Raw genomic sequence first — 11842 nt, forward strand, 5'->3', positions numbered from 1 at the left:
TCGATCCGTGGAAGTGAACTCTGTCGACGGACGAACGGGCCTCGGGTGGACCTCCGGCTGGGCGAGCGCCCGCGGTTCAGCCGTCGGACAGGCCGTCCGTCCACGGCTTTGGCTCGAGGGTGAACACGTGGCCCGGCCCGACTTCCCAGGAGCGGGGCGGGCGTTGGCCTCGGAGGTAGTTGAGCGGTGTTCTGAGGAGGCCTCGTCCCTCCATCACCCGGCGTGCCTGGTCCATGAGGCCGAGCGGAACGGCGGCCGCGTCGGTGTCCTTGAACTCGTGCAGGAGGACGATGCCGGCCCGATGGAGGTAGTCGATGGCCCTGGCGTACTTGCGCGTGTCGTAGTAATGCCGGCCGATCCTGCCGCAGACGGCGGCATGGGCACGCAGGTTCCCCGATTCCTCCAGGAGATCGGCGGCCCTCTGCAGCATCCGGAGGGCCTCGCGCCGTCGGCGGGCCGTTCCGTCGATCAGGCACTCGCCGGCCCCCCGGAGCGCCGCGCCCTGGAGGCCGGGGTTCTCTGCGTCTTCGGCCAGCTGCAACGCGCGGTTGTAGTAAGGCAGGGCCTCTTGCGGTGGTCCCGCGAAGCGCAGGAGTTCACCGAGGGAGTTCAGCACTTCTGCCTCGCCGTCCAGGTCCCCGCGCTGCCGGTACACCTTGATCGATTCCGTGTAGGCGTGCCGAGCGGCATCGAGCTCGTCGGCAGCGGCCAGCGTGTCGCCGGCGTTCTTCAGACACATGGCTTCGAGGCGGGTGTCTCCGAGCGCGAGGAACTCTGCGGCCACCTCCCGGTAGATGACGTAGGCCTGCTCGAACTCACCTCGTTCGTAGTGGATGCTGGCGATGTTGCCGAGGGTTTTGGCGCGGCCCGGCCGGTCGTCCAGTGCGGCGAAGATGTCGTGGGCCTGCGTGTACTGTCCCAGCGCCTCATGGTGCCCGCCCAGTTTCCGAAGCCAGCCGCCTCGGACGTTCAACAGCTCCGCCTCGGTCGTGCGGTCGCCCGCACGCCTGGCCGCGCCCACTCCCGCCTTGGCGCAGGTCGCCAGCTCGTCGAAGCGGTGATGGTGCAGCAGGAGCTGGCACACCGGGAGGGCGAGTTCCGCGGCGTGCCGGTCGAGGCCGGCCGACACGGCCATGTCCACGCCCGGGACGAGGTTGGGGCATTCGGCCTCGAACCTCTCCCGGGATGCCTTGCGTCCCGCACGCAGGTGGAGGGCGGAGCCCTCGCCGTTCGTTTCTTCGACGGCGATCCGGGCGATCCGCGCGTACTCGTCGAGCAGCCGCCGCTGCGCCGCCTCCCGGACGGCCTGCGGGAGCCGTCGGGCCAGGGCTGTGGCCTCGCGGCGGGCGTGGGGGTGCAGTCGCCAGCGGTCGCAGCCGACCCGCTCCTCCGCCACGAGGTGCGCCCGGGCGAGAGCGGCGAGCCGGGAGCGGATGTCGTCCCGGTCCGGACCGGCGAGGTGGGCCGCCTGTCGCGACGTGATGTTCGGACCGGGCACCAGACCGAGCAGGGGGAGCAGTTCCGCGGCTTCGGGGCCGAGGCGCAGGTAGGTCTCGTCGAAGCCGCGCCGCAGGGGAGCCAGCAACGGCCCGTCCGGGGGGCCGCCCTCCGTGTAGGAGTCGAGTGCCTTGGTCAGGTCGCCCAGGAGTTCCTCTGCGGTCAGCCCGCCGTCCTGCGAGAAATGGTGCGCGATCTCCGTGATGGCAGCGGGCAGGAGCCCGCTCAGCTCCAGCAGGCCGTGGAGATGGTTGATCTCCGTCGACGTGAGGGACTCGATGGAGCCGATACGGGAGAGGCCCCGCCGCTCGACGGCGTAGTGCAGCAGCAGGAACGAGTCGGCCGCGTCCAGCGGCCCCGTCACCACGGTGCGTGCGCCGGCGATCGGCAGCAGTTCACGGCTGGTGACCAGGAGCCGGTGCTCACCGCTGCCGGGGAGCAGCACGTCCACCTGGTCGGGCCGAGAGGCGTTGTCCGCGACCACCAGGACCGGACCGCGAGCGACGGCCCGGTCCTGGAGCAGGGAGCGGTAGAGGGATGTGCGGTCGGCGTCTGACCCGCCCATTTCAGCCGAGTGCCGCAGGCCGAGCGAGAAGAGGGCCGAGGCCAGTGCCTGACCGCGACTGAGGGGCTGGCCGTCGTCGTGCTCCAGGTCCACGAAGACGACGCCTCCGGTGAAACGCCCCCTCTGCAGTGCCTGCCGGGCGGCAGCCGTGGCCAGGGCCCGCTTGCCGGAGCCGGCGAACCCGGTGATCAGCGCGATGTTGGTGAAGCTGGGCCCCTCGGGCGCGGCAAGGAAGAACCCGCTCAGGGCGTCGAGCTGCTCGGCGCGCCCGACCAGGTACGCGGGTGCCGCCGGCAGAGCGGCCATGGCAACCGGGGCGGGCCCGTCGAACACGATCATGTCGCCGCCGGCCACGAAGGCTTGGCCCGTGCCGCTCACGTTGGTGGTGAAGTGCATACCGGCCCCAACCGGTTCGGGCTCCTGGTTCACCGGCCCTCGATCCGCGCCCGCGTTCCGACGGTGACGTGCATGATGCCCTGACCGAGCTGGTGGACGGTGCCGTGGTCTTCCGCCACCGCCTTCATGGTCACGTCGCAGGTATACGACGGCTCCCGATCGGCGGCCGACAGGAGAAAGCCGTCGGCCACGAGCATCCGCAGCTCGGCGGCCGGCGCGGGCCCCGCCGCCAGGAGCGCCCGGAACTGCATCTGCCAGGCTGTGACCGCCGTGCGCCGGGCCGCCAGGTCGGCGGCGGCGCCGGACGTGAGGAGTTCGTCGCGCATCCCGGCGAGCCCGCTCTCGACCATGGGGGCATCCTCCCGGCGGTACCGCCGCCACAGCCGCACCACTGCGGCGCAAACACGCTCCCAGTTGCCGGAGGGCACCTGCTGTACGAGCAAGGTTCCCGCCCTGTCGGCGAGGTCGAGCGCTTCCGGGTCCAAGGCGTCCCCCCACAGGCAGGCTCATGGCGTCAGCAGAGGAGCATAGGGACGCGCGTGGCCCTCCGTGAGGAAATCGCCCTCTTCGCCCTCCTGCGGGGCACGCCACCGGATTGTCCCCACCCTGTCCCCAGGAGAAGACAAAACGGGCTCCGGGAGTGTTCTCCCGGAGCCCGCTGTACGTGAGATGCCTGGTCAGGCATGGCAGGGGTAGCAGGATTCGAACCTACGACATCTGGTTTTGGAGACCAGCGCTCTGACCAGCTGAGCTATACCCCTTCGGTGGGTCACACCCTGCCATGAAGCGGCCGGAAGATCCAATCCATTTGCCGCGTCGCCGGTGGCGGGAGCCGGGCCGGCGGAGGATCGTGGGCGGGGAGGGGGTGGGTCGGCGAGGCCGGGAGGCGTGGTGCGTCACCGTCCGGGGCGTCTGCTGGGGCCCCTGCTCGTGCTGCTGCTCGTCGGTGCCGGGCCCGACGGGTCCGGGGAGACCGTGTCCCTCGACGGGGACCGGCCCGGGGAGCGGGTCGACGTGACGCTGACCCGGGTCGTGGACCCCGCGGGCCGGGCGGACGCCGAGCGGCTGGTGGCGGTGGAGCTGCGGCTGGAGAACACCGGGTCGGTGCCGTACGAGGACTCCCCCGCGCCGGCCGCGCACCTGCTCGACACGGCGGGGCAGCGGTTCACGGGGACGGCCGCCGCGACCGGGGCGGGGCCGAGCCTGCCGGAGACGGTGAGCCTGGACCCCGGGGACTCGGCATCCGGTTTCGTCACCTTCCGGGTTCCGGAGGGCGCCGGGTTGGCGGCCGTGCAGTTCGCGCTGGACGCGGGGCTGGGTGACGACGTCGGGCAGTGGAGCCTCTCCTGAGCCGTCCCGACCGTCCGACCGTCCGGAGCCGGCCCGAGTCTTCCCGAGCCGCCGCGTCAAGGGGCCGGAATCAGCCGGAAGTTGCTGCGACGCGTGTAGTGACTTAGCAGGCGTTCGCCAGTAGAACTTGTTCCCACTCCGTCGAGAGTGAGGAACGTCACATGAGTGACAAAGGCCTGCACAACAAGGTATCCGGGGGTGTCTCCCGCCGTGGATTCATCGCTGGAACTGGTTCTATTCTCGGGGCGCTGGCACTGACGGTCAACGTCACCCCCGCCCATGCCGAACCGGCCACCGCCACCACCACCGCCGGTCCCATCGAATCCGGGGCCCGCGTCCCGGTCCTCGTGATCGGTACCGGCTACGGCGGCTCCGTCGCCGCGCTCCGGCTCGCCCAGGCCGGGGTCCCGGTGCACATGGCCGAGATGGGCATGGCCTGGGACACCCCCGGCAGTGACGGCAAGATCTTCGCCAACACCACCAAGCCCGACTACCGCTCGTACTGGCTGCGCACCCGGACCAAGGCGCCGCTCAGCAACTTCCTCGGCTTCCCCATCGACAAGGACGTCCCCCGCTACACGGGCATCCTCGATGCCGAGGAGATGGGCGGCATCATCGTCTACCAGGGCCGGGGCGTCGGCGGCGGCTCGCTCGTCAACGGCGGCATGGCCGTGACCCCCAAGCGGCAGAACTTCGCGGCCATCCTGCCCTCGGTGGACGCCGAGGAGATGTACCGGACCTACTACCCGCGGGCCAACGCCGGGCTCGGGGTGGGCCTGATCGACCCCGACTGGTTCGAGACGGTGGACTGCTACCAGTTCGCCCGCGTGGGCCGCAAGCACGCCCAGCGTTCCGGGTTCCCGTTCGTCTTCGTCCCGGACGTCTACGACTGGGACTACATGAAGCAGGAGGTGGCGGGCACCGTCCCCAAGTCCGCGGTGGACGGGGAGATCCTCTACGGCAACAACGCGGGCAAGAAGTCCCTCCAGCAGACCTACCTGGCCGCCGCCCGGGCGACCGGCAAGGTCACCATCTCGCCCCTGCACCGGGTCACCACCGTCTCCCCCTCGGACGGTGGCGGCTACACGGTCGTCATGGAGCAGCTCTCCACCACCGGCGACGTCCTCGCCACCAAGACCGTCACCGCCGGCCGGGTGTTCTTCGCGGCCGGCAGCGTCGGCACGAGCAAGCTGCTGGTGCGGCTGAAGGCGACCGGCGCGCTGGCGAACCTGAACGACGAGGTGGGCAAGGGCTGGGGCGACAACGGCAACGTCATGTGCGGCCGCGCCAACCACATGTGGGACCCGACCGGGAAGGTGCAGGCCTCCATCCCCTGCGGCGGCATCGACAACTGGGACGCGGGCGGCGCCTTCGCCGAGGTGGCCCCGCTGCCGACGGGGATCGAGACGTACGCGTCCTTCTACCTCTCCATCACCAAGAACCCGAACCGGGCCCGGTTCTCGTGGAACGCGGCGGCGGGGAAGGTCGAGCTGGACTGGCAGACGGCGTGGAAGCAGCCGTCCATCGACATGGCGAAGACCATCTTCGACAAGATCAACGCCAAGGAGGGGACGATCTACCGCACCGACCTCTTCGGCACCAACAAGGTCTGGGGCGACCACCTCACCTACCACCCGCTGGGCGGTGCGGTGCTGGGCAAGGCCACGGACAACTACGGCCGGCTGCACGGGCACCCGGGCCTGTACGTCATCGACGGAGCGCTGATCCCCGGCAACACCAGCGTGAACCCGTTCGTGACCATCACGGCCCTCGCCGAGCGGAACATCGAGAAGATCATCGCCACGGACCTCTGAGCGGGTCCGCGGGCCGGCCCGCGAGCGGGCCGGTGACCGGGGCCGTCCGGACACTCCGGGCGGCCCCGGGCGGTGCGCCGGGAGCCGGGGCGTCACCGGTCAACCGCCGGGCAGCACGCAGACGCTGTCGAGGCCCAGGACGTGGTTGAGCCGGCCGAAGGCCAGCCAGGAGCCGATGCTCATGCTCAGCTCGACGATCTCCAGCTGGCTGTAGTGCGCGGTCATGCGGGCCCAGAACTCCTCGTCCAGGTTGTGGTGGTCCAGGGCGTAGCGCTCGGCGTACTCGGCGGCGAGCCGGGTGCGGTCGTCGAACGCCTTCGTGGTGCGCCATGCGGTGACCGCGTCCGCGAACTCCTCCTCGACCTTCTCCCCGTCCCGGTCGGTGCGCCAGTCCAGGCAGAAGACGCAGCCGTTGATCTGCGCGATGCGCAGCCGCGCGGCCTCGAACTCGCGCAGGCCGAGGGTGGTGTGGGCGTACACGGACAGGGAGAAGTTGGCGGCGGCCATGCCGATGCCGGGGACCATGTCCCCCCACACGTACTCGATCGGGTGCTGACCCTCGGGGATGTCGATCCTCATGGCTGTTTCCTTCCGAGTCTGCCGACTGCGGGCCGCAGCGGGACGTCCAGGGCGTCGTAGAGGCCGGGTTCCGCGTCCACCAGCCAGTCGATGGCGCCCACCAGGCGGCCGACGGCGGTGGCGTTCCCGCCGGCCGAGCGGTTCTCGCCCTCGTCGGTGGCCTCGACCGTGACCTCGATGCGCGGGCGGCCCTCGATGACCACCCGGTGGGCTCCGGCGCCGCCGCCGGGCGGTACGGGCCAGTCGGGGGCGCAGGAGGGGTGGATGCGGGTGACGTGTTCGATGACGATGCGGGGTTCGCCGCCGACGACGCCCTGCACCTCGAAGCGGATGGCGCCCTGGGTGCCCGCCTCGAAGTCGCCCATGGAGGGGGTGCTCACCGTGGTGTCGAGGGCGCGGCGCTGGGAGGTCTCGCGTATCTCGTCGAGTTCGACGCCGAGGGCGCGGGCCATCATCCGGATCTGGCCGCCCCACACCATGGTGGGGATCGAGGGCATCAGCATCATCGGCTCGTAGTCCATGGGGTGGCCCATGCCGACGAGGTGGCGTACGGAGTCCGGCTGGTCGTACGTGGAGTAGTCGAAGATCTCCTGGCAGCGGATGGCGTCCACGGTGGTGCCCAGGCCGCTGATCAGCAGCGGGAGCACGTCGTTGCCCCAGCCGGGGTCGACGCCGGAGGCGAAGAGCGAGCCGCCGCCCTCCGCGATGGCGGCCAGGACGGGGTCGCGGAACTCCGGCGGGGCGCTGCGGTGGTCGTAGAGGGGGTAGAGGGCGGGGCTGACGACGACCGCGCCCGCGGTGATGGCGTGGGTGATGTCGGCGAGGGCGTCGTCGGGGCGGATGTCGCCGGAGGCCGCGTAGACGACGGCGGCCGGGCGGGTGGTGAGCACCGCTTCGACGTCTCGGGTGGCCGCCACCCCCAGCCGGTGGGCCAGGCCCGCGAGTTCGCCGGCGTCGCGGCCGGCCTTCGCGGGGTCGTGGACGATGACTGCCGTGAGTTCGAGCGCCGGGTGGGCGTCGACGGCGCGGATCGCCGCGCGGCCGACGTTGCCGGTGCCCCAGACCACCGTGGGAATCATGCGCGGAGGGTAGCGAGGGGGCGTGGAGGTGCCCAGCGTCGTGAAGGAGGTTTTTCGGACGGGCCGCGGCCGTGTCGCGCGCACGGGTGAACACCCCCTTGACCGGGATGGTCCAGACCAATACGTTCCCGGGTGGGACGGGCGCCGCCGGTGCAGGGCCGCGCCCGTCCCCGCACGGCTCAGGAGCACCACTCCCCCGCATCCGCAAAGGAAGCCCATGCGTCCCACGCGCCCCATGCGCCGCAGTACCCTCGGCCGGCTGGCCGTCGCCGCCTGCTCCCTCTCCCTGCTCACCGCCTTCGCGCCCGCGGCGGCCGCCGGGAGCGGGGACCGGGATCCGGCGGGCGGGCACGACCGCTCGTACCGGAAGGTCGGCTACTTCACCCAGTGGGGCGTCTACGGACGCGACTTCCAGGTCCAGGACCTGGAGGCGAACGGCACCGCCGGCAAACTCACCCACCTCAACTACGCGTTCGGCAACATCGGCGCCGACGGCAGGTGCTTCACCGGCAACGTGGCCGGCGAGGCCGACGCCTGGGCCGACTACGCGCGCCCGCTGGACGCGGCGAACTCCGTGGACGGTGTCGCCGACACCGCCGACCAGCCCCTGGCCGGCAACTTCAACCAGCTGAAGGAGCTCAAGGCCAGGCACCCCGGCCTCAAGGTGCTGATCTCGCTGGGCGGCTGGAGCTGGTCCACCCACTTCTCGGACGCGGCCCTCACCCCCGCCTCCCGCAAGGCCCTCGTCCGCTCCTGCATCGACCTCTACCTCAAGGGGAACCTCCCGCAGGACGGCGCCCGGGGCGGGGCCGGCGCCGCCGCCGGGGTCTTCGACGGCATCGACCTGGACTGGGAGTGGCCGGGCTCGGAGGGCGACACCGACACCAGGTTCCGGCCGGAGGACAAGCGCAACTTCGCCGAGCTGGTGCACGAGTTCCGCACCCAGCTCGACGCGTTCGGGCGCGAGCGCGGTCGCCCGTACGAGCTGACGGCCTTCGTCCCGGCCGCCCCCGCCAAGATCGACGCGGGCTTCGACGTCCGCCGGATCATGCGCGACCTCGACTTCGTCACGCTCCAGGGCTACGACTTCCACGTGTCCGGGGAGAAGACCACCGCCCAGCAGTCGGCGCTGTACGCCCGGGGCGACTTCAGCGTCGACGGCACGGTGGACTCCTGGCTGCGGCGCGGGGCACCGGCCCGCAAGCTGGTGGTCGGCATGCCGTTCTACGGGCAGGGCTGGACCGGGGTCACCGGCGGCGGTGACGGCATGGGCAAGCCCGCCACGGGACCGGCACCCGCGAAGTGGGCGGCCGGATACGCGGACTACAAGGAGCTGAAGGAGCTGGCCGCCTCCGGCACCTTCCGGCTGCACCGCGACCGGCGGGGCGGCCACGCCTGGCTCTTCGACGGCACCACCCTGTGGACGTACGACGACCCGCAGGTGCTGCGCACGAAGGCCCGGTACGTCCGCGAACAGGGCCTGGGCGGCGCCATGTTCTGGTCCCTGGACGCCGACACCGCCGACGGGGAGCTGACCTCCGCCGTCGACCAGGGCCTGCGCGGCCGCTGAACCGGCGCCGCCGGGCCGAGGAGCAACGGTCCGGCCCGGCGGCGCCCCACCACGTACCCTCCCCTGCATGAGGAACTCGACGGTACGGGCGGTCAACCGGCTCACGGCGCGCTGGGCCGCCGAAGCCGCCGGCGGGGACGGGGGTACGGTCCTCACCGCGGCCGGGGTGTGGCCGCTGCTGGCCCTGCTCGCGGACGGCGCGGCGGGCCCGGCCCGCGCGGAGCTGGAGCAGGCCCTCGGTATACCCGCCGGGGACGCGGCGGGGGCCGGGCGGGAGCTGCTGGCAGCGCTGGCCGGCGTACGGGGCCTGCGGGCGGCCACGGGCCTGTGGGCCGCGGCGGACCTGCCGCTGGAGGCCCCCTGGACGGCCCGCCTCCCGGACGCCACCCGCGGCACCCTGACCGGCGACCCGGAGGCGGACGGCAAGTCGCTGGACGCGTGGGCCGCCGAGCGGACGGACGGCCTGATCGAACGCATGCCGGTCGCGCTGCCCGAGGGGCCGGACGCGGTCCGGCTCGTCCTGGCCTCGGCGCTCGCGCTGCGGCTGAAGTGGATCCGGCCGTTCCAGGAGTGGCCCCAGCAGATGCACGAAGGCCCCTGGGCCGGCCGGGAACTGGTCGTGCTGCACCGCAGCACCTCCCTGCTGGACCGCGCCAAGGTGGCCCACGGCGCCGCCGGTCCGGTCACCCTGCTGGAGGTCGTCGGGGACACCGGGGTCGACGTCCACCTCGTCCTGGGCGGGCCGGACGCGCCGCCGGGCACCGTCCTGACCACAGGAATCGAGGCCGCCACCCGGGCCCGTCCCTGGACGCCCGCGAGCCTGCTGCCCGACGGGAACCCGGGCCCGGGCCTGACCGTCAGGACGGTGCGCTCCGAGTCGCCCGAGCCCCGGCTCAGCATCGCGACGCCCGCCTTCGAGGTCCGGGCGGACCACGATCTCCTGGCCCGTGCAGGGCTGTTCGGCCTGGTGGCCGCCACGGGCCGCGGCTCCGGCAGCTTTCCCGGGATCAGCTCCGAGCCCCTGGCCATCGGCTCGGCACGGCAGTCGGCGGTCGCCCGCTTCCACGCGACGGGTTTCGAGGCGGCCGCGGTGACGGCGTTCGGTGCGGTGGGGGCCGGCATTCCCCACCTGCGCCACCGGACCCGCCACGCGCACGCGTACGTCGACCGCCCCTTCGGCTTCCTGGCCGTGCACCGCACCTCCCGCCTGGTCCTGGCGGCCGGCTGGGTCACGGACCCCCTCCCGTACGAGGAGCCGGACCGGGAGGCCGAGGAGGCGGAGTTCTGGGCCGACTAGGGAGTGTCCTGCGCCACCCGCGCCGCCAGCGCCGCCGTCTCCGTGAAGGCCGGCACCCGGCCCGTGCCACCGCGGCCCGCCACCGACAGGGACGCCGCCGCCACCCCGTAGGCCACCGCCCGGGCCAGCGGGTCGCCCAGGGCGAGGCGGGCGGTGGCGGTGCCGGTGAAGCAGTCACCGGCGCCGGTGGTGTCGACCGGGGACGGGTCCACGGGGACGGGCTGGTACGCCGCCCGGGTGCCGTCGTCCAGCAGCAGCCGCCCGGCTCCGGCGGTGACGGCCACCGCGCGGGCCCCCAGCGCCCGGTAGCGCGCGGCCGCGGCGGGCGGGTCGGCGGTGTCGACCAGGGCGAGCGCGTCGGCCGGGCAGGAGGTCTTCAGCAGCCCGGTCAGCGGGGCGACCTCGGCGAGCAGGGACCGGGCCTCGGCGCGGCCGGTCAGGCGGGGCCGGTGGTTGGGGTCGTACGTGACGTGCCCGCCCGCCGCGTGGACGGCGCGGGCGGCGGCCAGTACGGCCGCGCGGCTGCCCGGCGAGAGCGCGCCGGTGATACCGCTGGTGATCAGCGCCCGGCAGCCGGTCAGCAGCGGGAGCCAGTCCTCGACGTGGGCCGGGGAGAGGGTGGAGGCGGCGCTGCGGGTGCGCCAGTACACGAACTCGCGGTCCCCGTCGGGGTCGGCGCAGAGCAGGTAGGCCCCGTTGGGGCGGGGCGCGCGGTGCACGTGGGCGGTGTCCACGCCCAGCTCGGCGGCGCGGCGCAGCAGCGGGACGCTCAGCTCGTCGTCCCCGACGACGGTCAGCAGCGCGGTGCGGGCCCCGGCCGCGGCGGCCGCCGCCGCGGCGTTGAGGGCGTCGCCGGAGTAGGAGATGCGGGCGGGGGTGCCGTCGGCGGCGTCGCGCAGGGCGGTGCCGGCGTGGACCTCGACCAGGACCTCGCCGAGGACGAGGACGTCGTAGCGCGGGGCGGTCACGGCCGGCACCCCTCCCCGCCGCAGCAGGGTCCGGCCAGCTCCGCGAAGACGGCGGCCAGTTCCCCGGGGTCGTCGGGCAGGCCGCTGCCGACGCCGACGGCGGCCGCGCCCGCGTCGAGCCACGCGCGGACCTCGCCGGGCCGGATCCCGCCCGTGGGGACGAGCAGGGCCCCGGACGGGAGCACGGCCCTGAGGGAGCGGATGAAGTCCGGCCCGCCCACGTGGGCGGGGAACACCTTCGCGGCGCCGCCGTCCCGCACGGCGGCGGCTATCTCCCCGGGGGTGAAGCCGCCTTCGAGGAAGGGCGTCCCGTGCCGTGCGGCGGCCTCGCGGACCTCGGGGGCCGGGTGGGGGGAGACGAGGAACGCGGCGCCCGCTTCGAGGGCCGCCCGGGCCTGGGCGGCGGTGGTCACCGTGCCCACCCCGATGACGGCGGTCCGCCCGCGGGCGTCGCGGAGCCCGGCGGCGCGGGTGACGGCCCGGGCCCAGCCGGGGGTGGAGGTGGTGAGCTCCACGGTCCGGCAGCCGGCGCCGAGCAGCCGCGCGGCGGCCGCCACGGCCCGGTCGGCGTCGGCGCTGCGCAGCACCGGGAGCAGGCGCTGGGCGGCCAGCACCGCGTACGGATGGCAGGACAAGGAACCCTCCCGGCTGCTCAGCGGCGTGGAACGGTACGTCACACGGCCCGGCTTGATGGTCTAGACCATACACAGTGCGGCGCCGTCCGGTC

At 73.3% G+C, this 11842-nt stretch carries 10 protein-coding genes and 1 tRNA gene; 4 read left to right on the forward strand and 7 right to left on the reverse strand.

All coding sequences use genetic code 11. From position 1 onward, the window contains the following. Positions 1-76 precede the first annotated feature (76 nt). From ABD973_RS02100 to ABD973_RS02110, 3 genes are all read right to left on the reverse strand, one after another. Positions 77-2458, reverse strand: a complete 2382-nt coding sequence (locus ABD973_RS02100) for a tetratricopeptide repeat protein (RefSeq protein ID WP_345497998.1) — start codon at positions 2456-2458, stop codon at positions 77-79. 29 nt (positions 2459-2487) lie between these two features. Beyond that, positions 2488-2808 (reverse strand): hypothetical protein, encoded by a 321-nt coding sequence (locus tag ABD973_RS02105; protein ID WP_345498000.1) that lies wholly within the window; start codon positions 2806-2808, stop codon positions 2488-2490. Positions 2809-3142: 334 nt separating this feature from the next. After that, positions 3143-3219 (reverse strand) — tRNA-Trp (locus ABD973_RS02110). Positions 3220-3349: 130 nt separating this feature from the next. Between ABD973_RS02110 and ABD973_RS02115 the strand changes: the two genes are divergently transcribed. Continuing rightward, the gene (locus ABD973_RS02115; RefSeq protein WP_125823477.1) at positions 3350-3808 is read left to right on the forward strand and encodes a DUF4352 domain-containing protein; all 459 of its coding nucleotides are present in this window, start codon (positions 3350-3352) and stop codon (positions 3806-3808) included. A 161-nt stretch (positions 3809-3969) separates the two neighbouring features. Beyond that, the gene (locus ABD973_RS02120) at positions 3970-5622 is read left to right on the forward strand and encodes a GMC oxidoreductase (RefSeq protein WP_345498002.1); all 1653 of its coding nucleotides are present in this window, start codon (positions 3970-3972) and stop codon (positions 5620-5622) included. 99 nt (positions 5623-5721) lie between these two features. Here ABD973_RS02120 and ABD973_RS02125 read toward each other — a convergent pair whose 3' ends face one another. Together ABD973_RS02125 and ABD973_RS02130 are read right to left on the reverse strand one after the other, a co-directional pair. Then, the gene (locus tag ABD973_RS02125) at positions 5722-6201 is read right to left on the reverse strand and encodes a carboxymuconolactone decarboxylase family protein (RefSeq protein WP_125603312.1); all 480 of its coding nucleotides are present in this window, start codon (positions 6199-6201) and stop codon (positions 5722-5724) included. Then, on the reverse strand, positions 6198-7280 hold the full coding sequence (locus ABD973_RS02130) for an NAD(P)H-dependent amine dehydrogenase family protein (protein ID WP_345498008.1): 1083 nt from the start codon (positions 7278-7280) through the stop codon (positions 6198-6200). The genes ABD973_RS02125 and ABD973_RS02130 overlap by 4 nt, the downstream gene beginning before the upstream one ends. A 235-nt stretch (positions 7281-7515) precedes the next feature. Here ABD973_RS02130 and ABD973_RS02135 point away from each other — a divergent pair, with 235 nt between their 5' ends. Beyond that, positions 7516-8850, forward strand: coding sequence for a glycoside hydrolase family 18 protein (locus ABD973_RS02135; RefSeq protein ID WP_125824305.1), 1335 nt, complete (start codon positions 7516-7518; stop codon positions 8848-8850). A gap of 67 nt (positions 8851-8917) precedes the next feature. Further along, complete coding sequence (locus tag ABD973_RS02140; protein ID WP_345498012.1) at positions 8918-10147, forward strand: serpin family protein; 1230 nt, start codon at positions 8918-8920, stop codon at positions 10145-10147. Here ABD973_RS02140 and ABD973_RS02145 read toward each other — a convergent pair. Then, positions 10144-11115, reverse strand: a complete 972-nt coding sequence (locus tag ABD973_RS02145) for a PfkB family carbohydrate kinase (RefSeq protein WP_125823473.1) — start codon at positions 11113-11115, stop codon at positions 10144-10146. The two genes, ABD973_RS02140 and ABD973_RS02145, sit on opposite strands and share 4 nt — an antisense overlap. Further along, positions 11112-11750, reverse strand: a complete 639-nt coding sequence (locus ABD973_RS02150) for a bifunctional 4-hydroxy-2-oxoglutarate aldolase/2-dehydro-3-deoxy-phosphogluconate aldolase (protein WP_241253469.1) — start codon at positions 11748-11750, stop codon at positions 11112-11114. Before ABD973_RS02150 ends, ABD973_RS02145 begins: the two co-directional genes overlap by 4 nt. Positions 11751-11842: the final 92 nt, after the last annotated feature.

It is taken from the genome of Streptomyces racemochromogenes, from assembly GCF_039535215.1.
GTDB lineage: Bacteria > Actinomycetota > Actinomycetes > Streptomycetales > Streptomycetaceae > Streptomyces > Streptomyces racemochromogenes.